Raw genomic sequence first — 25,155 nt, forward strand, 5'->3', positions numbered from 1 at the left:
CGGGTGCCGCGCTGGGTCGAGTTGGGACTACGGGGTGTGTGCGGTTGACCCTAGTCGGCCGCACACACCCCGTACGCGTTAGTCTTCTAGCTCCGGTGCGTCCTGAACCGTGGTGACACCGAAGAATTCGGTCACCCGATTCAGGGTGTGCTCGTCGCGGAGCCTGCAAGCGGAATTCTGGTTCGCGAACAACCCCGCTTCGCGGAGAGCCGACTCGCGGTCGACCGTCCGCTCCCAGATGACCGGGACGATCCACTCCTGGTAGTCCTCTTCGGGGTCCGGGTTATCGATCTCGTGCGTGTAAGGCCCGACGAGATCGAGGCTGCGGAAGTCCACCTGCATGCCGTCGACCTCGAGAGTCGCCTGGTCCGCAGGCGCGGCAGACCCCGCAACTGTACCGGCACCGACATACCCGACCTTCGGGACATAGACGAAAACGCGGTCGCCTACGTGGAGGTTCTTGAGGGTGTCCGAGTACCAGCGGCCGCCGCCGGCCGAGACGAACCCGTACTTGCGCGCGTCGTCCCAGTTGCGGGAATCGTTGACTTCGTCCAGGCAGACGTACCAGTCTTGTCCATTCCAGGCGGGCTTCTTCGAGGGAGATTCGGCGCTCTCGCCGTTGCCGTTGGGTGAATTCGGCGATGTGTTGGTGGAATGAGACGGCGTCCGTGTGGATGAGCTGGGCGAATAGCCGAACTGGGTGAGGCGATGCCGGGCGACGTCGAGCTCTGCGTCGGTGAACAGCGGTTCGAAGACAGGCTCGACGACAACGGCCTCGATGGTGAGATCGATGCGTCCTCGTTCCCACAACTCGGAGAATCCGTCCGAGATGGTCCTCGCGGCGAGGAGCTTCTTCGCCGTGGCCAAGGGACCTATGTTGGCGACCATGCTGATGAACTGGGTGGCGTTGTAGCCGGCCTCGCGCCGAGCTCGGTCATACAGTTCGCGGACCCGTGACCCGAATTCGGACTCGAGCTCCGTCGTGTTGTCGATGGTCGCTGCCGGGGGAACCTCGGTTTCGGTAGTCTCTGAGACTCCTGCCGCTGCCTCGTTCAGGTTGTTGACGAAGCCGAGCAATGCGTCGACCGACGTAAAGACCTTGTAGCCCAGTTCTTCGAGTCGTGGGAGATCGGCTTCGTCCGGATCGAGTTCGAGGATGACGGGGTCACCGAGTCCGTGCTGCAGTCCGTCGGACCAGAACGCTTCTGCCATGGACAGGAAGCGCCCGCTCGCGGGCTCGGTGATCTCGGTATCGACTTCCGGTTCGGCGAACCCGAGGTCATGAAGCTCCGCTATCATGGCCTGAATCTGCAGGGTTCTGGGATCGTCGGGTTCTGTTTCAGTGACGGCGATCGGTTGTAGAGACTCTTCGGTGCTTTGTGAACCCGACCGCAGTTCTTCGAGGAATGACTGAGCGGCCTCGGCGAGCAGTTCACGTCGGGCGGCAAGGAAGTCGGGGTAGCGATCGACGGTCCAGAGCGCAGGGTCGGTCGGGATCCACTGAGAGGCAAGCACGCCGGGATTCTTCGCCTCAACCTCTGCGAAGTACTCCTCGGGCGCACGTTTACCGATCTCGAGGTTCGTAGCCTGGGTGAGGAAGCAGAAGTTCGCGATCGCGTTGACCTGACTCCGGTCGTAGTGGTCGCGCAGGTATGCCTTCGGGAAGACGTGATGCACCTGCAGACTGGTGAGTTTGCCCAACAGTTCTGCGCGCAATTCCAAACCGCTGCCGAAATCTCGTGCGCCCTTGACTCGGGTGAGTAGGTATAGAAGCGGGTAGAAGCGCGACCCTCTGGTGGAGCCATCGAAGTCGTGCGGAAGTACCTCGAGCTTCCCGCCGCGGATGCGTTCGAGGGTGGAGATCAAGCCGTCGACGCCCGAGTCGCGAACCGCGTCGTAGTCCTGCTGCAGGTAGCTTTCTGTCGATCCGCTGAAACGGCCCCAGAGTGCCGAGTGGACGTACCAGTACAGAACCTTGTCGCGCTGGGCTGCGTCGGTGAACTTGCCCCCGTTCAATTCGAGCAGGCGCGAAACGACGGGAACCGCGTAACGGCCCATCAGAACCCTGTCGTGGTCGAGTCCGAGCCGGCCGGAATACTGCATCGAGGAACGTGCCGATGTGGGCGACGGAGGACGTGAGAGAGCGCTCGAACTCATCGGCCTTTACGGTGCTGAGAGCGGTGAAAAGTGCGCGGCCTCTCGCCACCGCGGTCGCGTTGCGAAGCAGCCAGTCCAATGTGAAATCGAAGCCCGCCTTCTTCCACACCGCAAGGTGATCACGCATCTCCTGACGCGCGGGCGGCCACTGCGCACAAAGGGACGCAAGGGCAAGGTCGCCCTTCGACAACTTCGTACCACCAGAGTTCACGCGGTTGAAGATGTCGACTACTTCGTCGACGGTCTTGTCGGAACCGGTGATCTTCTCGACGTTGAATTCACGGTGCAGGATCTGCGACAGCGTGTTCAGACGGTCGAGGTAGGTGTTTGCCTTATCGGCGTGCTCCGTGAATGCCATGAAGAACGGTTTCAGGCCCTCACGGAAGAGCTGGGTGACGCTCACCCAACACGGATCCTCGGCCATAGCCATCGGCCGATAGAACTCGAAAACCTCGGATTCGACGTTGAAATACAAACCCGTGAATGCGGAGGGGTCGCCCTCGAAGAACGGGGGAGGGGTACCGCGAACTACGCCGTACAGCGGCGTAACGCGTTGCTGACCATCGAGCAGAAGCTGCCGGACGCCACCGCTGGTGACCTCGCCACGCACAGCAATGTCGCTGGTTGCGGTCTCCCACATCAGCAGGCCGCCCACGGGGTAACTGCGATAGAGCGAGCGCATCAACCCGCGCACCTGGTCTCGGTTCCACACGTAGCCGCGCTGGAATTCGGGCAGCAGGACGGTGCCAGAATCAATCTCGTCGAGCAGGGTGGACAACTTCGGCATAGCGAACCTTCCGAACAGAATGGCGAGTCACAGGCTGTCTATCAGATGAGGGGGACAAGAAACGGACTCGGTGTCTCGTTCCATGTCACGAGAAGATCCTCACGTGCTCGTGTACACGCGACGAAGAGAACGCAGCGCTCACGTTGCATATCCTGCTGGTGGGACTGGGGGTCTTCTCCGACCGGCGTCACGGCTGCAGCGGCCGGTACCTGCTTCGCGCTTACGCTCACCACCGTCATGCAGCGGAACTCCAATCCTTTCATCGCATGCATGGTGCCGATCAGTACGGAATCGGTAGCACCTTTCGACTTGGCCAACAGGCGCACCGGGATGCCGCGGGTGAAGAGGGCGTCCTGAATCTTCTTGTGCTGCCACTTCGCTCGCGTCGCGATACCGATCTCGCCGGGCTCGACGCCACTGGCGATCCATGCCTCCACGGTCTCCGCGACGTAGTTCGCCTCGTCTGTCTGAGTGGTGAATCCCTTCGCCGTAGGCGGAGGGCCGTGTACGTCGGAGCGGCAACCTGCGATCGAGTCGAGGTGGCCGTCCATGTCGTCGATGCGCGCACCGTGCAGGAGCTGCATGCTCCACGCCAAGATTTCGGCTGTAGTTCGGTAGTTGAGATTCAGTCGACTCGACCGTCCGGTGACCTTGATTCCAACTTCGCGCAAACTCACGCGACTGTCGTAGATCCGCTGGTGGGTGTCACCGGCGATGAAAATGTCGTCCTGGTGTTCGGGTACGGCTGCGCGGACGAGTCGCCATTGTTCGGGGCTGAGGTCCTGGGCTTCATCCACAATGATGTGGACGTAGGGTTTGTCGGATCGTCCGCCCAGGATGCGTGTCGCTTCTCGACAGACGGTTTCGTGGGTCCACACCGATGTTTCTCGAAGCGCATTCTCGAATTCCCACACTGCCTGCCAGACTTGAGCTTTCTGGTTCGTACCCAACCGACGGCCGCGGCCGATGCGCTTGGCGGAGAGGTAGTCGGCTGCAGTGGAAACGTCCTGAGCGAGAACTACCTGACGCCATTCTGCGGCGAGGAAAGCTTCGGTGAACGGTAGCTCCAGACGCTGAACTATCGATGCCCACAGCTGTTTTTCGTCGTCGTCGCCAACCATCGTCGGCGCGCCATGGACCTCGCGAAAGATCTGATGAGCGAGCTTGTCGACGTGTTGAACATCGATACGTTCGAGGACGTCCGGAGAGTTGGCCAGGAGTTTCACGCCGGCTCTGAGCGAATCTGTCAACGTCGACGTGAACGTCGTGACCAAGACCGGTCCGGTGGACTTCGACGCCAGCCGTTGAGCGCGATGCAACGCGACCACGGTCTTCCCTGTCCCGGGTCCTCCAGTTACGCGCGCAGGACCCCGAAAGTTGGCGTCAACCACGGCTCGTTGAGTGGGATGAAGATACACGCGCCACAACGCGAACGGGTGCGCGAAGATCGCCATCAGATCGTCCGGTCCGTCGACAAGGACGATTCTGTCGGAGCTGCGAGCGACCGCGGCGTCGAGGTCGTCGGGGTCGTAAGGCTCTTCGACGATTCTCGCACCGAGCTCCGCCCAGACCTGTTCGGGTGTCAGGCCGGATGCGAGGCCCGCCAATACATCCCACTGGGTCTCGGGCAAGAAGGCTTTCAATGCATCAAGCTGCGTGGTGTCAGTTATCGTCCGAGCTACCTTGAGGATCTCCTCGTCTATACCGAGGCGAGTCAGATCAGCGTCGTTGACCTCCTCGAACAGCAGTTTCGGGGCCGATTCGGCGCCTCGTGCAAGTTCTGGAATAGCCTCGTCGATTGTTATCACGTCTCGGACTTCGAGCCCGCCTGTGGCGCGATTCACCGAGACGTGATGTCTACGGGCCCACGTGTACGCATCGTCATGCGGCAGCACCGTCAAAAGCGTGTACGTTTCCCCAGTTTCGGGGCTGAGGACGATGCCGCGATAGAACTGGTCGATGCGGATCGAGCGATAAAGGGGATGGCGTGTGTCCGCGATCTTTTCGAGGTGGATGCCTGTGTGCGTGGCTGCTTCGAACTTCGACAGGGTTTCGGTGATCTTGTCCTGCAGAGGCTTGTCGAGTCGGCCGAACTCCTTCAAACACTGTCGGGCGATGGCGAGTTTTGGCATCAGCGGATCCCCCCGTGGTTATGTCGACTCATTGGGACATCTTTACCATCCGGGTTGATGATCTACGGACCTAGACGGTATGCGTAGCCGAGAGGCGTTGAGTCAGGGGTTGCGGACGAGGTCCGCTCACCCACGTTCGTGGGTCCGACATCGGGCAGCACCTGCGCCCCAGCGGTGACACGGTTTACCGGGACGGCGTAGCAATCAAGACCGTCGTCCCACTTCACCGCCTCGCCGTCCGCGGGATCGGTTCCCGCTATCTGTCCGAAGACGAGCGGATCCAGATCGCCGAGCTCCGTCGGGACGGCGTAAGCGTTGCGACGATCGCCGAACAGGTGAACCGAGCCCGGTCGACGATCTGCCGCGAACTCAAACGCAACGTCGGCTCTTCCTGCGCAGTTCGACCGCATGGGGTCCTGCTGCCGCCCCCGAACGTGCGTGCACGCCCCCCATGAGGTGTCGAGCGATCGTCGCACCTTGATCTTGAAGCGTGCCATCGCTGAGGCAGACGGTGAGATGTCGGCGACCATCGGCCTGCCGCACGAGATCGAACCAGGCAAGTTCACCTTCAATTCATGGTCGACCTAGGTGGCGATCGGCCGAGCGCACACGAGATAACCCTCGACTGAGAGGGGGGATGGACCGCGAGCTGGACAGAGGACATCTCCTCTGACGAGGACATCTCTCCAGGCTCGAGCGCTCCCGCCTTCGGATCAGCCTCCTGGCGCAATGACAGAGATTTGTTGTGGCCTGCACTTGGCCAGATCTTGCGCTCGACGGTTGGGCACACTCCCGGTGCTGCCCCGGGAGCGCCCTACCCACCGAGGAGGCGGAGGACGCGCTATACGAACCCCCGACGTGGGTCGAGCTGGCACGTGTGATCCCACATGTGCTGCAAGGAACGGATATCCCCGGCCGAACCGGGCAGACCTACGAGTAATCCATTTTCTTGATGATCCTGCCCCACCTCGGCGAGTGACAGCGTGATCCACTCCAGCCCCCACACGGAAATCTCGTTCTAAGGCACGCCGATCGCGCTTACGAAACTGCGGCCGAGCGTGCCCTATGGTGCGAACGTGCCGAAGTTCTGGGGGACTCACAACGACCAACCGAGTATCGATCCTGTCGCCGATGGTGCGGTGCGCCTCGGCTGGGACGAACTCGGAGATCTCGCGCTTCTGCATCCGACACGGGACGCTTTCAAAGAAGCTGTAGCCGGCGCGTTTCCCGACAGGCCGGAATCGGTCGCGTCCTGGGCCGGCACCCTCTACCGATTCGTGCATGCACTCGCCGTAGGAGATGTCGTCGTATGTCCGGACCGCGCGACCCGGACGATCAACATCGGTCGGGTCCGCGGTGGGTACGAGTTTCATCCGGAAGTCGAGCAGTACCGGCACTGGCGTCCGATTCAATGGCTCGTGACCGGAGTTCCACGAGACGAACTGTCGGTCTCAGCCCAGAACCAGATCAGCGCAGCGCTGTCCCTGTTCACCCTCACCACCGCTGGAGAGGAAATCGCCAGGCTTATTGACGAGCCCCATTCGGCGACCGAGCAGGACGACTTCCTATGGGTGCCGTTCTACCAAGAACTCGCCGATGTGATTCTGACGTTCCGCAACAATCGGGAAGGACTGCTCGATCGGTTGTGGAACGTCGCAGAGACACCGGGCCTGGAGCGTTACTTCCGCTATCTGCGTACAGACGTTCACAAGGATGGATCACGGGGGGCAATTCGAGACATCGATCCGTTCACTGCGTTCGGGCCGTTCAACAGGGGAATCACGGATTCGACCCGCGCACGGATCGCAGAAACCTACCGGATCGTCTTCGAGATCACCGCCGCAGCACCCACCTCGTTCGTAGGAATACCGGTGGTCAGCAACTTGAACTCATGGTTCATCCGCTACGAAAACGGCCGCAGCCCCGGCGAGGTCGACCGATTATGGGACCTGGCAGAGGCAACCACCGCCTACGCTGCAGTTGGCAACGAGGACACCCGCGAGAGGCTAGTGGCAGCCTTCGACGCCGCTGCCAGAGGAAACACCCGGCAACTGTCCATGGGGATCTATTGGATTCGCCCCGAGACCTTCGCCGCCTACGATCAGGTCAACGCCGGTTTTCTGGTCGGCCAGTATCCCGAGTTCGCCGCGATCCTGGCGTTGCGGTCGAAGATCGACGGTGAACATTTCTTGGCGAACACGGAGCAGATACGGAGCTGGATCCAGGACGAATCCACGCCCTTCAGCTCGATACCCGAGTTGTCCGCCGCAGCGTGGCGCTACACGAAGATGAAGCACGAGCCTTCCACGGAACCGAGCGAAACAGCTCTGTCGGCCGCGTCCGACAGCGAACCAATCGAAGGTGACATATACACCCTTGACTCCATCATCGAGGACGGGTGTTTCGTCCCGCGTTCCGAACTTGAGACGTTCCAGGAACGACTTCTGTCGAAGAAGAACCTGATCTTCCAAGGCCCTCCAGGTACAGGGAAGACTTGGCTGGCAAGACGACTAGCCTGGACGATTTGTAACGAGCGCCGCAGCGATCGTGTCACTGTCCTCCAATTCCACCCCTCCTTGTCCTACGAAGACTTCGTGCGAGGATGGCGCCCGGCGACCGAAGGGCGCCTTGAGTTGGCGGACGGACCGTTCCTGGATTTGTGCCGAAACGCCGATGCTCACCGCGACGACAATCATGTATTGGTGATCGAAGAGATCAACCGAGGGAACCCGGCACAGATTTTCGGCGAGCTGTTGACCCTTCTCGAAGCGGACAAACGCAGCCCGGATAACGCCATGCGTCTGGCATATCCCATAGACGAGGACGAACGTTTCCATATCCCGCCGAACTTATATGTCATCGGCACGATGAACCTCGCCGACCGATCCCTTGCCCTTGTGGACATGGCGCTGCGCCGCCGCTTTGCCTTCATCGAACTCGAACCTCAGTTTGGCAGCGCCTGGACCGAACACGTCAGCGGATTGGGCTACGACTTGGAAACCCTCGAACGCTTCGGGGCACGCATGCAGGAGCTGAACACCCAGATCATCGAGGACCGAACACTGGGTCGGCAGTTTCGCATCGGGCACAGTTTCTTCACTCCCGGACCCTCCACGGGAGCAGTAACACTGACGACGCAACAGTGGCTCGACCGGGTGGTCCAGACCGAGATCAAACCGCTCCTCGAGGAGTACTGGTTCGATCGTCCCGGCACGGTCGACGACGCGCTTGCCAAACTGCGAGAGCTATGACCCGATGAAAATTCCGATCCGTAACCTCTGGCTCTTGCAGTTGTTCGCGTCCGATCTGTACCGACATCACGGCCACGAGTTTGCCGGTGCGGAGAGGATCGCCGACAATCTGCCCCAGCTGGTAGCGCAGATGCTGGCCGACGAAGTCGAAACCAGGCTGCACATGGGCTTGTCTGTAGGTTTCACCCGAACGGTGTCGGATTTGCACCGAGTTCGAGGCAGGATCGATGTACTCGGCACGACGCGACATCGACTTCTCGAGCGGGGACTGGTCCGGTGCCGATACGACACCCTGGTCACCGACACCGTGGCCAATCGCCTGGTCCGCTCCGCGCTTCGAGCTGCCGCCACATCGCTCCCGCATCATCCGCGGTTCCGGTCTCTGGCGCTCCAACTGGAAGTTGCCGGAGTGACGGGACCGGCACCGCGACCGGACATCGTGCCGTCGCTGCGCCGGCAACGACTGCTGGCCCGCGACCATCGGATGCTCTCCCTCGCCGAACTCCTGCTGACAATGTCGATACCGGACCCCGGCCAAGATAAGTTCGTCACCGTAGCCCCCGAGGATTCGGACCGCTACCTGCGCAGACTCTTCGAGCGCGCCGTCTACGGCTTCTACCACCACACTCTCGGCTCCCGAGGATGGTCGGTGGAGCCTGGCACCCGACTGTCGTGGAGTATCGACCGGATTTCTGAGGGCATGCAGGCGGTGCTGCCAGGGATGTACACCGACATCACCCTCCGCGCACCGCTGCGCCCGGGAGAAAGTATTCGGCGGCGGATAGTAGTCGACACCAAGTTCACAGCCATCACGCAGGCCGGCTATCACCGCCCTACAACCCTGAACAGCGGACATCTATACCAGATCTACGCTTACTTGATGTCTCAGCAGGAGAGGAGCGACGATCATCGTCACGCCGAAGGCCTCATGCTGCACCCCGTCGTCGACGGACACTTCGATGAAGACATGGTCATCCAAACGCACAGAATCCGATTCGCCACTGTTGATCTGCGTGCCTCCGGAGAGACCATCGCTGCACATCTAATAAGAGCTACCTCCCGAGGCAGTCATTCTGAGACCGTCGCTGGGACCTTGTTAACGCCGTCTGCCGACCAATTGGACGACGACGTTCCCTAAGTTGATGCCGCGTTTGCGCTTGAAAGGACGAGCAGCCCCGAGCTTCTCAGTCGCCGACATCAGTCAATCCGACGGCCGAACACGAGGGTCGAGGCCAATGTCGGTCGATAGGTCGTCGCCTTCTGCCAGCAGATCGTTTTCGGTCGCCCTGGCCTTTTTTCGCGCTCCGAATCGCAGATGTCGACTTTGCAAGGCGCTGCAATCCGGTTCAGGACACCGCCCTCATCCCCGGGCGACAGCAGAACATGCACGAAGGGGGCGGAACTGCGTACCGCAGGAGGGTTGTTCCCTGGCTGATGCTCGCAGGCAGGTCACGTCGGAGATCGTGGTATCACTTCGGGCAGTGTGGTCGCAGCTCGAGGCCGAAGCGGGCGCCTAAGCGAAAGGACCATCCCTGCCACGCAGGGTAACGTGGTCCGCTCCCGGTGCGATAGAGCTGGTGTCCAATAGTGGTCTTCGAAGCAATGCAGAGGGCCGACCCGGCGACGTGGAAGCTCAAGGATTGCGGTGCCAAGGTACAAGTGGTCCCATCGAATGCTCGAAACCCCTGCAGGAGCTGTGCAACGAACTGGTCGAGGTACATGCCAGGACATGGATCCGGCTGTTGCATTGCGGGCGGTCCACGGTGCTCGCCCCAGGGTGGAGTTCGTGCGGGAAGCATGGGCCACCCTCAGAGAGTTGTGGCTCAAGACCGCCACAGAGTCCCGGCACCGGGTTGTTGAGGAGCTCCAGGCGGCCCGGAATGGGCGGGGTCTTCTGAAGGGCTCAAGCTCTCGAGCAATCCAAGGAGGTAGCAACACGGATAGCCGAAACTCGGACGCGGGCCTGCCGAGAACCAGACCCGCTTCCCGCGTCCGGACCAACGACAGCGATAGTAAGGACGATGCTGGCATCACAGCCCGCAGTAAGTCGCCGTCATCGAGAGATATCGGAAAGTGGGTTGCCGACGTGAGCACCTCGTTGAGTTCCGCTGAGTTGCCAGTGTTGGGACAGTTGGCGCGGGTCCGCGGTCGACATTGGGTGGTCACCGATGTGGCCCCGACTGCGCTCCCGTTCGATATCAAATCCAGTGCTGTCGGTGAGGGACAAACGCTGGTCACGTTGTCCAGCGTGGAGGACGACGGACTCGGCGAAGAGCTCCGGGTGCTGTGGGAGCTCGAGGCCGGCCGCAGGATCCTCGACGCTGCCACACTGCCAGACTTGTCCCGCGGGCAATTCGATGACCCGGCGACGCTGGGTGCGTTCCTGGACGCTCTGCGTTGGGGTGCGGTCACAAATGCCGAGACCACGGTCCTGCAGGCGCCGTTTCGTGCAGGCATAGCGATCGAGGACTATCAGCTCGAACCCGTCACCCGCGCGCTGACCATGCCGCGGGTGAATTTGTTGGTCGCGGACGATGTCGGTCTCGGTAAGACCATCGAGGCCGGGCTGGTCATTCAGGAACTGTTGCTGCGCCAGCGCGCGCGACGCGTGATGATCGTGTGTCCGGCACCGTTGACGATCAAGTGGCAGGAGGAGATGGCGACCCGCTTCGGTCTGGATTTCCAGATTGTCGACACCGCCGAGGTGCGTCGCGTCCGCCGAGAAAGAGGCCTGCACGCCAACCCATTTCGGGTGTATCCCCACACGATTGTCAGTCTGCCGTGGCTACGCGGTGCCCGGTGTCAACGCCTCCTTGCCGAAGTTCTCGATGATGGCGGCCTGACCCAGCCCCGGGCAATCGATCTTCTTGTCGTGGACGAGGCGCATCATTGCGCGCCACCCGGCAGGGGAAAATACGCGGTCGACAGCCAGCAGACGCGCGCGATTGCTCGTCTGTCCGCGCACAGTGAGCACCGCCTGTTCCTGACCGCGACACCGCATAACGGGTATGCCGAGTCGTGGTCGGCGTTGTTGGCGATGTTGGACCCGCAACGGTTCGCCCGGGGGGTATCACCGGACCCAGCGGCTCTGAAGCAGGTCCTGATCAGGCGGCTCAAGTCCGAGCTGACCAACACTGACGGAACCCCCCGCTACCCGGAGCGGGTGGTGGAAGAGATCACCGTCGACTACCCCGAACATGAGCGAGAAGTCCACGCGCTGCTGCGGGACTACACCATCGCTCGGCGGAAACGACTCGCACGTGAATCGTTCCGAGGCGCAGGTCAAGCAGCAGATTTGGTGACGCTGTTGCTGAAAAAGCGGTTGTTCTCGAGCCCTGCGGCCTTTACCCGGACCATGGCGTTGCATCAGCGAAGTGTCCGAGGCGCCGGTCAGCCACTGGACATGGACATCGTCTGGCTCGGCGAGCGTCAAATCGAGTTGGTGTATGGAGACTGGTCGGCGGACGAGGCGTTGGACGAGGCCGAGGACGCCGCGACGGAGGCCGCCACAATAGTCGCCGGGCACCCCGGCGCCGTCGAGCAGGACTTGCTCGACAAGCTCGAAACCTGGGTGCATGAGCACGGAATGGACAGCGACGCCAAGGCCAGGGCGCTGATCGACTACCTCCACGAAGTGTGTAGGACCGATGGGCAGTGGAACGACGAACGCGTCGTCATTTTCACCGAGTACCGCGACACGCAACGCTGGTTGAAAGATCTGCTCGAGAAATATGATCTCGGCGAGGGTGGACGCCTGGAACTGCTCTACGGCGGCATGGACGAGGAGCAGCGCGAACGCATCAAGGGCGATTTTCAGAAGCCGCCCCACATGCATCCGGTGCGGATCATATTGGCCACCGACACCGCCAGCGAGGGCATCGACCTGCAGGACCATTGCTACCGACTGGTCAACTACGACATCCCGTTCAACCCCAACCGGTTGGAGCAACGCGCTGGTCGGATCGACCGCTATGGGCAGACCCACCGCCCGCAGATCCTCCACTTCGTCGGGGCGCACTGGAAGAGCGCACCGCCCGAAAGTGCCGAAGCCGACCTGGATTTCCTTACCCGGGTCGCGGTGAAAGTCGCGACCATGCGCGAGGACCTGGGCAGCGTCAACCCCGTGCTCGCCGCTGCGGTCGAGCGACGGATGCTAGGCCGCCCCGACCGGGCCTTCCGAGTGGAGACGGTGCAACCGAAATCGGCCACGCGAGATGCGCTGAAGGTAGAGCGGAACCTGCGTGCCGAGGCGGACCGGCTCCGCGCTGCCCTGGCCGAGTCCGTCCAGGAACTGCACAGCACCCCCGGCGACGTCGAACGCGTCGTCCGGATGGGTCTGGAGCTGGGCCGTCAGTCCTCTCTGCAGCCGGTCACTGACGCCCAGACCGGCCAGACCGTGTGGCGGGTGCCGCCGCTGACCGGTTCGTGGGCTCGGACCACAGCCGACCTCGTCGACCGCGACTACGGCGCCCGCCCCATCAGCTTCGACGCGTCGCTGGCAGCGAAACGCGACGACGTTGTTCTGGCCCACCTGAATCATCCGTTGGTCGCGATGGCCACCCGGCTGCTACGCGCCGAGGTATGGGGCGCCGGCCATCTTCAGCGAGCCGCGAGCCTGGTGGTCGACGACCCCAACCTGACCGACCCGGTGTTGGCCGCATACTCGCGGCTGGTCCTGGTCGGAGCCGACGGTAAAAGGCTCCATGAGGAACTTTTCCCCGCCGGTGGTTGGGTGCGCGGCGCCGCGTTCTCCAGGCTGGGGGTCACTGCGCTTACTGCTCTTCTCGACACCGCCCTCGGACCGGCGTCCTCCCCCCGCGAAAGTGGTCGGGCAGACAAAGAAGAGTTGGTCCGGTCCTGGCCGAAACTGTCCAGCAACCTCGAGGCGGCGATCACCGCGCGGGCGAAGGAACGGGAAACCTCCCTGGAAAAGTCGTTGGCCAAGCGGCAGGCGGACGAGGAGACCCGCACCGCCGCACTGATCTCCGGATTCGAGAAGTCCCTGCGGGAGGCGCTTGCAGGACAGGACCAGGCGCAGCAGCTGTCCTTCGCCGACCTCGAACCCGACGAACGCGATCAGCTCACTGCGGATCGCTCCGCATGGCGGCAGCGTCTCGACTCGCTGCCCGGGGAGCGGGAGGCTGCCATGGCCGCGATCGCGCGTCGCTACACCTCGGTGCAGGTGCTGTGGTTTCCCGCTGCGGTCGTGCACCTCGTTCCCGCCAGGAGGATCCGATGACCCGGACCGGTAGCCGCTCCCGCCCTCGGGGACAGTCGGGTACCACCGAATGGCTGGAACTGCTCGCGGTAGACGGCCCTTTCCTGGCCGCCCCGGTCGTCAAGGACGTCTGGCCCGGCGGACTGCCCGCCCTGACCAAGGACGACGTCAGCTCCCTGCGGGAGGCCAGCAGCGTCCTCGACGCCAGCCCGGGCACCCGCGACACCTTCATCCGCCATGTGCTGACCACCTTTCTGGGCTGGAAGTCCAATCTGATCGGTGCCGGGCATGTGCCCTCCACGCTGACCACGCCGGTCCCCGAATACGGCACCGAGGTCCGCCCCGACTTCGCGTTGCTGACCGACCCGGACGATCCCGCCTCGCCGCCGTTGCTACTGGGTCTCGTCCTCGACCCCGGGGTACGCGCGACCGCCCGCCCCCACCCAAACACCCCCGGGGCGGGGAAGTGGCCGGCGAGTTACGCCGACCGACTCGCCCACGCCCTGCGTGCACGCAGAGCCCCCCTTGGCATGGTGACCGACGGCACAGAATGGACGCTGGTCTGCGCCCCCGCTGGCGGGGCTACCACCACCGCCACCTGGACCCGGCACACCTGGTTCGACGAACCCGACACTCTCAAGGCCTTCGCCGCGCTGCTGGGCCGGCTCCGTTTCTTCGGAGTTCCTGAGAACCAGACCCTGCCCGCACTGCTCGCGGCCAGCCTGGACCGGCAGGAAGAGATCACTACCCGGCTGTCCGAACAGTCCCAAGCGGTGGTCGAGATGCTGGTCGCGACCATCGGCCGTCTCGATGCCGAAAACCGTGCGCAACATGGTGAGTCGTTGCTGCCTGCCGTGGTTGAACCCGCCGAGGTGTACCAGGGCGCCGTCACCGTGCTGATGCGCCTGGTGTTCCTGCTCTACGCCGAAGAACGTGGCCTGTTGCCCGTCGACGACGACACCTACGCCGACGCCTACGCGGTCAGCACCCTCGCGGCGCAACTACGCGAACGCGCCAGCGACGTCGGCGAGGACACCCTGGAGCGATCCAGCACCGCCTGGCACCGCATGCTCGCTACCTTCCGCGCCGTCCATCGAGGTGCCCGCCATGACCAATTCACCTTGCCGGGCTACGGCGGCAGCCTGTTCGACCCCGACCGATTCCCGTGGCTCGAAGGCCGCCCCGACGCGGCGACCGGACTCGACGAGGCAGATCCCCTCCCCATCGACGACCGCACCCTGCTGCGTGCCCTCGAAGCGCTGCAATGGTTGCGGTTCGCCGGCGAACGACGCCACGTCTCCTTCCGAGTACTGGACGTCGAACAGATCGGCTACGTCTACGAGGGTCTGCTCGACCAGGACGCCCGCCGCGCCCACGACTGGATTCTGGGTATCGCCGGGGACAGCAAGGGCGAGAAGGACGGCCCCGAGGTTCCGCTGACCGACCTGATCGAGCACCTCGACCAGGGCGCCGAGCATTTCGCCACATGGCTGTCGGGTGCGATCAAGGCAGGAGGCGGCAACCGCAGCCCCGCCGCGATCATCAAATCCCTCACCGTGCCCACCGGTGTCGCCGCCGACACCGCCTGGACCGGGGTGCTCGAGGCCTGCGCCGGGAACGAGGCCACCGCGAAGTCGATCCTGCCGTTCGCGGGGCTGCTGCGGCGTGACCCGCGCGACCTGCCCGTCATCTATCCTCCCGGCAGCCTGTACCTCACCGACAGCGAGCTACGCGCGCACACCGGCGCCGTCTACACCCCCCGAGCCCTGGCCGAAGAGGTCGTTGCCCGCACCCTCGAACCGCTGGTGAAATCACCGGGACCGCTGGACACCGAGGACGAAGCCGCATGGAGGATCCGGACTCCTCAGGAGATCCTGTGCTTGAAGGTCATCGACATCGCCGCGGGAAGCGGCGCATTCTTGGTGGCCGCCACCCGGTATCTCGCCGACCGGCTCCTCGACGCCCGACGTGTCCATGAGCCCGCCCGAGACGGTATCGAGGTCGATGACGAGCAGGCCGTGATCGATGCCCGCCGTGAAATTCTCGATCACTGCATCTACGGCGTCGACATCAATCCGATGGCCTTGGAAATGGCGAAGCTGTCACTGTGGTTGGTCACCCTCGATCGGACCCGTCCTTTCGGGTTCCTCGACGACCGTCTCGCCTTGGGAGATAGCCTCCTTGGTCTGACCAGCCCCGAGCAACTCCTGGATATGCACCTCGACCCCAAGGAGGGACGAAAGACCCGCAATCACGAGCAGATCGCCGCCTACACCGCAGATGTGCCAGGATTGCTGAAGCAGGCTGCTGCGCTGCGCCAACGGATAACTGAAATCGATCTCATCGACAGCCACTCTGCCGAACATAAAGCTCGACTACTCACCGAGTCCCAACAGCTGACCCATCGATTGACCGTCCTGGCCAACGCGCTGTCAGGCGCCAGCCTGGCAGGTGGAACCGCGGGCCACTATGGGGAAGTCGCGGCCGGATTCGGTTTGGCTACCAGTGGATCGGGCAGTGGCACGGCATGGACGAAATTCTGTGAAGATACCCGGTTCTCCCTCACCGACGAACGCGGTCAGCTCCGGCACCCAGCGCACTTTCCGCTGCTGTTCCCCGAAGTCTTCACCGCGCCACGGACCGGATTCGACGCAGTCATCGGGAACCCCCCTTTCCTCGGAGGGAAGAAGCTCACTGGCGCGTATGGTGCGCCCTACCGGGAACACCTGGTCCGAGTTATTGGCCGTGGCGTACGTGGCCACGCCGACCTTATTGCGTATATGTTCCTCACCGCGGCTGCACTCTGCGACCGCGGTCATGGCAACTTCGGCCTCATCGCTACCAACACTGTCGCCCAAGGTGATACGCGAGAGGTCGGGCTTGACCAGATCACTGCCAATGGCTTTGACATCTATGCCGGAGTTAAGAGCGAGAAGTGGCCCACTAAGGGGGCGAACCTCGAATACAGCATCGTCTGGGCGTCGCGTCACACCCGAGCCAGCGGCGTGCGTGCGAATGCCGATGGTGTTCCTTCCAAACGGATAACACCTAGTCTCGATCGTGCCAGCCGTGTTACCGGCAACCCACACAGACTTGCTGCCAGCAATGGTCTCGCGTTCGTCGGCTCCTATGTACTCGGCCTGGGATTTACGATGGATCAGTCTGTGGCGCGGGACCTGATCGATCGCGACCCGCGTAATGCCGAGGTGTTGTTCCCCTACGTCAACGGGGAAGATCTCAATAGCAGGCCCGACTCAAGTGGAAGGCGTTGGATCATCAACTTCTTCGACTGGTCCGAAGAACGCGCACAGCAGTATCCCGACTGTTTCGAGGTTGTGGAGAGAGAAGTGAAACCGGAACGGCAGCGGGTGAACGACGCGGGGGCCTACGTTTTGCGCCGGCCGCTTCCTCAGCGTTACTGGCAGTACGCGGACAAGCGTCCGGCGCTCTATAGGGCGATCGCGGGGATGTCGCACGTCCTCGCGATCACGTTAGTGAGCAAAGTTGTCATGCCGGTACGGGTGCCAAGTGGTCAAGTCTTCTCGCATGCGACGGCAGTGTTCGCGACCGAAGACATGGCGGACTTCGCTCTGTTGTCGAGCGCACCGCACTATTGGTGGGCCATCACGCGGGCATCGACGATGAGGAACGATCTTCGGTACACGCCGTCGGATGTGGTTGAGACTCTGCCACGCCCGGTCGCTACGGACCGGATGCGAGCGGCCGGTGAAGCACTTGATCGGGAGCGGCGCACATTCATGCTGCATCGTCAGTTGGGGTTGACGAAGACCTACAACCTCGTCCACGATCCGGCGGTCGTTGATATGGAAGTCAAGCACCTGAGGGTCTTGCATGTGGAGATCGATGAGGCGGTATGCGCTGCCTACGGCTGGGACGACCTGCCCCTGGAACACGGTCATTACGACACCCGACAGGGCGTCCGCTGGACCGTCTCCCCGACGGCGCGCCTCGAACTACTCGACCGGTTGCTCCTGCTAAACCAGGAACGGTATGCCGACGAGCAAGCGTCTTCGACCGCCTCGCCTGCCCGTCGGAAGGGGCGCGGCAAATCCACTCAGCCCGCGGAAGCCACGTTGTTCGACACCGATGAGGACGCATGAAAACCCAGGCGACAAACACCGGGCAGGCCAGTACCGACGGATCGGAACCGACGCCGACTACGTCGGAAGCCTGGACGCCACGCCAGGTCCGTGCGGAACTCGAACGGTTCCTGGTCCGGGATCTTCTGGGTCCGTGGGGAGGGGACACGGAGGAGCTGCCCGCTGGCACCATCCCGTCCGAGCGGTACATCCTCGGGGTGTTGTCTCCGGCCCGTGTATCGCTGGACGCGGAGGTTACCGACGCGACCGCCAGTGACGATGGTTCGGGAGAGGGGACAGCCGAGGTGACCGCGGCCGCGGCCGCGGGTTCGATGGCCCCAGCCTCGCTGGGTCTGTCCTTCAGCCTTCCCCTCGACGTCTCCTCGGTGCACGTTCGCGGGTCGTGGGGACGATATGTGCAGGTCCAATCTGCCACCGACGTCACCGACGCCGGGGCGCCTCGCCTGGTGTGGCGGCGCGAGTCCGCAGGGGGAGCGGTTGATCTGAATGTGACCGAACCGGAATCGACCGAGGTACCGGACCCGGCGCAGCCCGGCGTGGTGGTGCGGGCTCGGTGCCGCCCCCAAGCTAAGTGCCGAGTCGTTGATGTGGCGATCGTCAACGCCCAGCCAGAGCCTCCTGAGCGCAAGGACACCGTCAAGATTTTCCAGGTTCGCATCGAGGTCACCGCCCAGGATGGACACAAAGCTGTCTTCCTGCCGCACAACGACCCCTCCCACGTCGTGGCCGACGACACCACGCCCAATACCGATATGGAGATGCAGGGCCTGGCAATGACTTACCGACATGCCCGCCAATTCGCGGTCGGCCGCAATGCCGGGGTCGATGTGGGTCGGCGCACCGGAGACGGGTGTGCGTGGCGGGTCGCGACCACCAACATGCCGGCCTACGAGGTGGAGCAGACCGTCGCCCCCGCACCTGCCCAGGTTCCGCAGCTGACGGGACTCGAGGTCGACATGCGTACCCTGGCGACCTCACCCCGTGCCGAGGTGATGGCGGCGCTGCGTCCGTTGACCGATGGATACCTGCAGTGGTTGGAGGAGCAGGACCACCGACTCACCTCCGATCCGACCCTGACCGGACACGAAGGCGCGGCCCGCAGTCACCTAGAAAACGCACGCGAGGCGGCACGGCGCATCGCGGCCGGAATCGACCTGCTAGGCACAGACGAGAACGCTTGGCAGGCATGGAAGTTCGCCAACCTGGCCATGGCACTTCAGCGGGAGCACACCGAAATCGCGGCAGAACGAGCCAAAAACCCCGACCTCACCCTCGCCGCCGCCGCCGATCTGGTCGACGAGCCGCGTCGGCGGTCGTGGCGACCGTTTCAGCTCGCATTCGTGCTGCTTAACCTGCCGTCCCTCGCCGACCCCACGCATCCGGACCGAGCGTTAGCCAGCGCCGAGAACGGGCCCGGCCTCGCGGATCTGTTGTTCTTCCCCACCGGTGGCGGCAAAACCGAGGCCTACCTCGGCCTGACCGCGTTCACACTCGCCATCCGCCGACTCCACGGCGTGATCGGGGAAGGCGCCGACGCCCGTGATGGTCGGGCAGGAGTAGCGGTCCTTATGCGATACACCCTGCGGTTGTTGACGGCTCAGCAGTTTCAGCGCGCCGCCACCTTGATCTGCGCTGCCGAACACCTGCGCCGAACCGCGGCGGCGGCACAACAGGCCGGTGGGCCGCGAAACCCGTGGGGGGAAGAACCTTTCCGGATCGGGTTGTGGGTCGGCTCCAAGGTCACCCCGAACTGGTACGACCAGGCCAAATCGGCCCTGGATGCGATGCGCCACCGGTATGCCGGGGCGGGGGCGACCAACCCGATTCAGGTCCTGGTCTGCCCGTGGTGCGGGCGGGACATCGAACCCGGACAGGACGCCGAATGCGACGACTCCCGCCGGCGGGTGCTGGTGTGGTGCGGCGACCCGGACGGGCAGTGCACGTTCTCCCGCAGACAATCCACCAAATGGGGCGAGGGCCTGCCGGTGGTCACCGTCGACGAGGAGGTGTTCCGGCTGGCCCCCTCCCTGGTGATCGGAACCGTCGACAAATTCGCGCAACTGCCGCTGCGGGGACAAACCGGGCTGCTGTTCGGCCGAACATCCTCATGGTGTGAACGCCACGGCTACCGCCACCCGGATCTGACCCGCAAAACCGAATGCAAGGACGGCGGACACCCGCGGCGCGGGAACCGACCAGGTACCAAACCGCAGAACTGCGGGCCCTTGCGGCCACCGGATCTGATCATCCAGGACGAGCTGCACCTGATCTCCGGGGCACTGGGCACCATGGTCGGACTCTACGAAACCGCGGTGGACCGGCTCGGCGGATGGTCGGTCAAAGGCACTACCATCCGGCCGAAGGTGGTGGCGTCCACGGCGACGGTGCGCCGAGCCAAGGAGCAGGTGCATGGCCTGTTCAACCGGGACCTGGCGATCTTCCCGCCCCCGGTCCTCGACGCCGGGGAAACCTTCTTCTCCACCCAGATTCCCGTCGACGAACAGCATCCCGGCCGGCGCTACCTCGGGGTGTGCGCACACGGTCAACGCCTCAAACAGGTCCAGATCCGGGTCGCACAGCTGCTGCTCGCCGCGGGCCAGTTGTTGTTCGACGAACACGGCGGCGCCGCGGACCCGTACATGACGCTCGTGGACTACTTCTCTTCCACCACCGAGCTCGCCGGGATGCGTCGACTGGTCGACGACGACATTTCGACGCGGTTGCGGCAGCAGTCTCGGCGCGGTCTGCGCGATCGCCGCAACTTGGAGGTTCGCGAACTCACCGCCCGGATCAACAGCCAGGACATCGGCAAAGCGCTCAGTGCGCTGGCCAACCCATTCGATACGGACATCGACTCGAGCGCCGCCAAGGCCACCGCCGCGAGACTCCGCAAAGAATCACGGGCCGGTGGCGGAAAAACACCGGACGCCCGGGCGGCCCGCGTCGAACTCGAGGCCCTGCCCCGGCACGAGTGGGATAAGAAGCCGATCGACGTGCTGCTCGCCACCAGCATGCTGCAGGTCGGCGTCGACGTCTCGCGGCTCGGACTGATGGTCGTGACCGGCCAACCGAAGAACAGCGCCGAATACATCCAGGCCTCCTCCCGGGTCGGCCGAGACCCCTCCCGGCCCGGTTTGGTGGTGACCCTGTTCAACTGGGCCCGCCCCCGCGACCTCGGGCATCTGGAAACCTTCACCCACTTCCACGAAACTTTCTACGCGCGAGTGGAACCGCTCTCGGTGACCCCGTTCGCCGATCGGGCCCTCGACCGCGGGCTGGCGGCGGTGCTCGTCGCCGCACTGCGCCACGCCCGCGACGACTGGGAGAGCGAACCGGGCGCCCACGCCGTCCCGGTGACCGCTCCGGAGGTCGACGCCGCGATCGAGTGGATCTCCGAACGCGCTGGCGACGTGCTCGGTGACGCCGTCAAGGTGGCCGAAATCGAGGCCATGTGCCGCGCCCTGCTCGACGACTGGGACCGACGCCGCAAGGGCCTCGAAGTCGGCAGCCTGTCCTACACCAGCGACCGGAACGGCCTCGACCCACTCCTGGACTCCGGCGTCGGCCGGTGGGGCACCTGGTCGGCCGGATGGTCGCTGCGCGAGGTCGAGCCGGAAACGAACCTGCTGATCACCCTCGCCGCCCCCGAAGTAGCCGATCGACCCGAGTGGGCCTTCGGCGACGGATCCGGTCCGGCAGTCGACGACGAGGACGAGGACGAGACGGAACCGGCCGACGAGGCGGGACTGCTTACCGCGGAACCGGTCCCGGCGGCAGAGGGAGAGCCCCACCGATGAACCCCACACCCACGACCGCCGGCACCGACAAGTACCTACGCCGGGTGGGCAGCCAACGCCCCAACGCCCTGCTGTACTCCGACGGTGTCGGCTCCGTCGTCGACCTGCCACACTTGTCGGTGGTAGTGCAGGGATTGGACTTTTGGGACTACCGGCAGGCTACCGAGTTCGAACTGACCGAACCGCGCCTACTTCAACGGGTCCGACAAATCCTCGGCCCGCACGTGCGCCAGCTCCGCGCCACCCCCCAACGAGAGGACAACGCCGACCCGGACGACACCGAAGCAAACCGGGTCGGCGTGCCGGTCACCCCGTTCCCGCGCTGGATGCGCTGTACCGGTTGCAACACCCTGGCTGGCATCAACGCCGAAGGCACCGGCCCGTTCCGATTCGAGAACAAGAACAAATACCGTCCCGACGAGGCTCGATTCGTCCACGACTGCCGCCCCACCGCCCCCGGAGGGAAGAAGGCTCTGCAGCCCACCGTGGTGCCGGCGCGGTTCGTTACCGCCTGCACCGGTGGACATCTCGATGAATTCCCCTACGTCGAGTACGTCCACCGTGCGGGATCTTGCCCGAAAGGCCGCGAGGGCCGGCTGACGCTGCTCGATCCCGGTGGCAACTACGGCTCCCAGATCACCATTCGGTGCTCGTGCGGGGCCAAGCGCACCATGCGCGACGCCCTGAAACATCACCGGACGGCGGGCAGCAACGCCCTGCCCGGGTGTCGGGCACGCCACCCCCACCTCGGGTGGTTCGACCCCAAAGGGTGCACCGCGCAAGTGCGGGCGATGGTTCTCGGGGCGAGCAATCAATGGTTCAGCCTCCTGGCGAAAGCCCTCTACATTCCCGCCCTGGGCAGCGAACTGGCGGCACTGGTCGACAAACACTGGGGACCGCTGTCCAAGGTCCGCAGCCCCGAAATCCTGGCATACGCCCTGGATACCATCCCCGAACTCTCACCGCTGCGCGAACACGACCTCGCGGCGATCTGGGCGCAGATCCAAGCACGGCAGAAGGCCGACGAGGACCTGCCGGACGAGCCGGTGGATCTGACAGCGAGGGAATACGAGGCGCTGACCGATCCCACGAAGGCCCGGCGGGATCGAAACTTCACCGCGGACGTGGTCCCCACACCCACCGCATGGACGGGCCTGGTGTCCAAGGTGGTCCGGCTGAGCCGACTGCGGGAAACCAAGGCTATGGTCGGCTTCACCCGCGTCGACGCCCCCGACTGGGGCGAGCCCGACAGCAGCCAACGCGCGCCGCTGAGCAGGGCGGAACTGGACTGGGTACCAGCGTCCACAACCCACGGAGAAGGCATCTTCCTGGTGCTCCAACCCGATGTCATTGCGGCATGGGAGGAAACGGCGGAACGCAGCACCCACCTGAACCGGTTACGGGCGGCGCATGTCCGGTGGCGCAACAATCGCCAGCTGGAAGGACCCCCCGAAGACCACTGGCCGGGCGACCGGTACCTTTTGCTGCACACCCTCTCTCATCTCCTGGTTCGCGAGATAGCCCTCGAATGCGGGTATTCCTCGGCCAGCATCACCGAGCGGATCTACTCCAACACCGAACGTGATGAGGCGGGAATTCTGCTCTACACCGCGGCCAGTGACAGCGAGGGAACCCTCGGAGGTCTCGTCCGGCTCTCCGACCCCCTCCAGATGGACAGGCTTCTGCGGGCTGCGTTCGCGAACGCCCGTCGTTGTTCGTCCGATCCGCTGTGCGCGGAGCACGCCCCCCTGGTCACGGAGGAAACCCTGCACGGGGCCGCGTGCCATGCATGCCTTTTCGCGTCCGAAACCACGTGCGAGCGGGGCAACCGATTTCTCGACCGCCGGCTGATCGTGCCGATCGATTCGGCCGAGCCGGAACTGGCGCTGAACGGATACTTCAAAGTCGGGACCGGCTGACCCGTGGACGGCGAACCAGCATCTCGGCAGCTCCTCGAAACGGTGGCGAGCGTGGGACGCGGGCTGCGGCCCGCCCACGCCGAACGGCTCGCGTCCGCTCTCGCGCCGTTGGCCGAGGCGACCGAGGCGCAACATCTTGTCGGTCTGATCCCGACGCCCGCGTTCGGGCATAGCGTGCAACGTCTGCTCGCCGCCTGGGCTGAGCACCCCGGACCACGGGGTGTCACCGTCGGCGCCGCGATCGCCGCCGCTGCCCACGCCCACCAGGATGCACGGCGTAACCCGCATCTCGAGCTCGTCGTCAGTGGACCAACGAGCAAGGCAATCCATGCCCGCCGAACCGAGCAGGTTCTGCTCCAACTGATCGCTGAAGCCACCCATAAGATCTTGCTCATCACCTTCGCTTTGCACATGCACGAGCACCTGAGGGCCGCGCTATCGGCAGCCACCGCCCGAGGGGTGATAGTGACCGTTTTGGCTGAAGACCCCGACGACAACGCCAGCTTCTCCGGCGCTCCCGCCAAGTCGTTATCGGACGTGTTCGTCAACCGGTTGCGATGGCCGACCGATCAGCGCCCTCCGTCCGGGGCGGCCCTGCATGCGAAGGTCGTCGTCATCGACGAGGACATGGCCCTGATCACCAGCGCGAATCTCACCAAACGCGCTGCCAGCGACAACCTTGAAGCCGGCTTGCTTGTGCGCGGAGGAGACATCCCGCCACGTCTCGTCGGCCACATAGATCAACTGGTACAGCAGAAGATCTTGCGTAAGGCGCCACTTGGGTCGTTACCGACGTGACGTCTCGTTGAGCAAGTCGACCCACACGTGCGTTTCACCTGAAACCGGGGATGAGGGCCCACGCCACCCATTTGTAGCGTGCAGACCGGGTATGGTCCTCGCGCAGGTACATGACGCCTGTAGCGATCGCAAGGAGTTTGAAGACTGCTGCCAGGCCCCACGCTCTTGTGAAGCCGGCCAATGCAAATATCGGCTGCCGATGCTTCGAACCCACCGATGGACTTCGTGCCAACCCCTCGATACGTGATCTTGGCGATCACGTCTACACGACGCACCAGACCGTGGGTGACGCCCGTGGTTTGCAATATTGTGACCGAACGACGGAGCGCCCTGATGGTGTGTTGGTGGCGCAGCCGAGTGTGCGGGAGGATCCCCGATTCGGCGCGGTGAGACCCAGATCGTTATCTGGTCGCCGCCAACAGCCCCGCAGCCACCATCACCTGGCCCACTATCAACGCTGCCGGCAGCGCCACGAGCTCCCACCCGCTCGAGGCAAACCCGAGAGCCCACACCACCATGGCCGCCGCCAGAGCCACCGTGGTCACCTGTCCGAGCGTCATGAGAACCGTCGCAGTCCCGCGACTGCGTCGCCGGAGAACGCAGGCCGTCCCGACGATGGCTCCGGCGAGAGAACAGGGCAATCCGACCAATGTCGGCAGCACCACCAGCAGTTCGAGACCACGGCCGCCGACTTCGACCACTCCCGACACGACCAGCTGAGGCACCACGTAGATCAGGACCGCAACCGTGCACAACACCGAGACGATCGAGACGGTCCGGAGCATCTTCATGAAGGCAAGGTAACGGACGAGGTGATCCGTTCGAGGATGCCCTGCACGGGTGGCAGGGTTTCGGTCGAAAGCAGCCGCAACCGAGCGGCGAAAGGCACAGAATGGAGCGGTAACCAATAGCAGGCAAGTGGGAAAGGTGCTTGCAGGATCCATCGTCCGCCCCGCTTCTCGGCTCTTGAAGATG

Annotated in this window: 11 protein-coding genes and 1 pseudogene; 8 read left to right on the forward strand and 4 right to left on the reverse strand. The window is 63.9% G+C overall.

Translation table 11 applies throughout. The features are described 5' to 3' along the window. Positions 1–78: 78 nt before the first annotated feature. The 3 genes and pseudogenes from RDCOP1_RS21765 to RDCOP1_RS10400 all read right to left on the reverse strand — a co-directional run bounded on the left by RDCOP1_RS21765 (position 79) and on the right by RDCOP1_RS10400 (position 5,076). A complete protein-coding gene (locus RDCOP1_RS21765; RefSeq protein WP_231923102.1) occupies positions 79–2,157 on the reverse strand; it encodes a DUF8606 domain-containing protein in 2,079 nt (692 codons plus the stop codon). 217 nt (positions 2,158–2,374) lie between these two features. Continuing rightward, positions 2,375–2,944, reverse strand: a pseudogene (locus RDCOP1_RS21770) (DUF262 domain-containing protein); the annotation flags it as partial. Between the two features lie 41 nt (positions 2,945–2,985). Next, the gene (locus RDCOP1_RS10400; RefSeq protein ID WP_072700089.1) at positions 2,986–5,076 is read right to left on the reverse strand and encodes a UvrD-helicase domain-containing protein; all 2,091 of its coding nucleotides are present in this window, start codon (positions 5,074–5,076) and stop codon (positions 2,986–2,988) included. 260 nt (positions 5,077–5,336) lie between these two features. Between RDCOP1_RS10400 and RDCOP1_RS21775 the strand changes: the two genes are divergently transcribed. The 8 genes from RDCOP1_RS21775 to drmC all read left to right on the forward strand — a co-directional run bounded on the left by RDCOP1_RS21775 (position 5,337) and on the right by drmC (position 24,180). After that, positions 5,337–5,531, forward strand: a complete 195-nt coding sequence (locus tag RDCOP1_RS21775; RefSeq protein ID WP_239537439.1) for a helix-turn-helix domain-containing protein — start codon at positions 5,337–5,339, stop codon at positions 5,529–5,531. A 621-nt stretch (positions 5,532–6,152) separates the two neighbouring features. Next, positions 6,153–8,327 carry an AAA family ATPase gene (locus tag RDCOP1_RS21780; protein ID WP_231922970.1) on the forward strand — a complete coding sequence of 725 codons (2,175 nt, stop codon included), beginning with the start codon at positions 6,153–6,155 and terminating at the stop codon, positions 8,325–8,327. Then, complete coding sequence (locus tag RDCOP1_RS10415) at positions 8,305–9,465, forward strand: 5-methylcytosine restriction system specificity protein McrC (RefSeq protein ID WP_143152192.1); 1,161 nt, start codon at positions 8,305–8,307, stop codon at positions 9,463–9,465. The genes RDCOP1_RS21780 and RDCOP1_RS10415 overlap by 23 nt, the downstream gene beginning before the upstream one ends. A 591-nt stretch (positions 9,466–10,056) precedes the next feature. After that, on the forward strand, positions 10,057–13,566 hold the full coding sequence (drmD, locus tag RDCOP1_RS10420; protein WP_084722544.1) for a DISARM system SNF2-like helicase DrmD: 3,510 nt from the start codon (positions 10,057–10,059) through the stop codon (positions 13,564–13,566). Beyond that, positions 13,563–17,666: a DNA methyltransferase gene (locus tag RDCOP1_RS10425; RefSeq protein WP_072700094.1), complete on the forward strand. Its 4,104-nt coding sequence runs from the start codon at positions 13,563–13,565 to the stop codon at positions 17,664–17,666. The genes drmD and RDCOP1_RS10425 overlap by 4 nt, the downstream gene beginning before the upstream one ends. Further along, positions 17,663–21,463 (forward strand): DISARM system helicase DrmA, encoded by a 3,801-nt coding sequence (gene drmA, locus RDCOP1_RS10430; RefSeq protein ID WP_084722545.1) that lies wholly within the window; start codon positions 17,663–17,665, stop codon positions 21,461–21,463. The genes RDCOP1_RS10425 and drmA overlap by 4 nt, the downstream gene beginning before the upstream one ends. Then, positions 21,460–23,382, forward strand: a complete 1,923-nt coding sequence (drmB, locus tag RDCOP1_RS10435) for an MrfA Zn-binding domain-containing protein (protein ID WP_072700096.1) — start codon at positions 21,460–21,462, stop codon at positions 23,380–23,382. The genes drmA and drmB overlap by 4 nt, the downstream gene beginning before the upstream one ends. Before the next feature lie 51 nt (positions 23,383–23,433). Next, on the forward strand, positions 23,434–24,180 hold the full coding sequence (gene drmC, locus RDCOP1_RS10440) for a DISARM system phospholipase D-like protein DrmC (RefSeq protein ID WP_072700099.1): 747 nt from the start codon (positions 23,434–23,436) through the stop codon (positions 24,178–24,180). Between the two features lie 401 nt (positions 24,181–24,581). On the opposite strand, the gene RDCOP1_RS10450 is transcribed toward drmC, so the two are convergent. After that, positions 24,582–24,971 (reverse strand): hypothetical protein, encoded by a 390-nt coding sequence (locus RDCOP1_RS10450; RefSeq protein ID WP_072700103.1) that lies wholly within the window; start codon positions 24,969–24,971, stop codon positions 24,582–24,584. Positions 24,972–25,155 lie beyond the last annotated feature (184 nt).

The organism is Rhodococcus coprophilus NBRC 100603 (genome assembly GCF_001895045.1).
In the GTDB taxonomy this organism is placed as follows: domain Bacteria; phylum Actinomycetota; class Actinomycetes; order Mycobacteriales; family Mycobacteriaceae; genus Rhodococcus; species Rhodococcus coprophilus.

Coding starts and splice junctions, on each gene's coding strand:
- drmB (WP_072700096.1), top strand. CDS start 21,460: ATGAACCCCACACCCACGACCGCCGGCACCGACAAGTACCTACGCCGG.
- RDCOP1_RS10400 (WP_072700089.1), bottom strand. CDS start 5,076: ATGCCAAAACTCGCCATCGCCCGACAGTGTTTGAAGGAGTTCGGCCGA.
- RDCOP1_RS10425 (WP_072700094.1), top strand. CDS start 13,563: ATGACCCGGACCGGTAGCCGCTCCCGCCCTCGGGGACAGTCGGGTACC.
- RDCOP1_RS10450 (WP_072700103.1), bottom strand. CDS start 24,971: ATGAAGATGCTCCGGACCGTCTCGATCGTCTCGGTGTTGTGCACGGTT.
- RDCOP1_RS21765 (WP_231923102.1), bottom strand. CDS start 2,157: ATGAGTTCGAGCGCTCTCTCACGTCCTCCGTCGCCCACATCGGCACGT.
- drmD (WP_084722544.1), top strand. CDS start 10,057: ATGGATCCGGCTGTTGCATTGCGGGCGGTCCACGGTGCTCGCCCCAGG.
- drmA (WP_084722545.1), top strand. CDS start 17,663: ATGAAAACCCAGGCGACAAACACCGGGCAGGCCAGTACCGACGGATCG.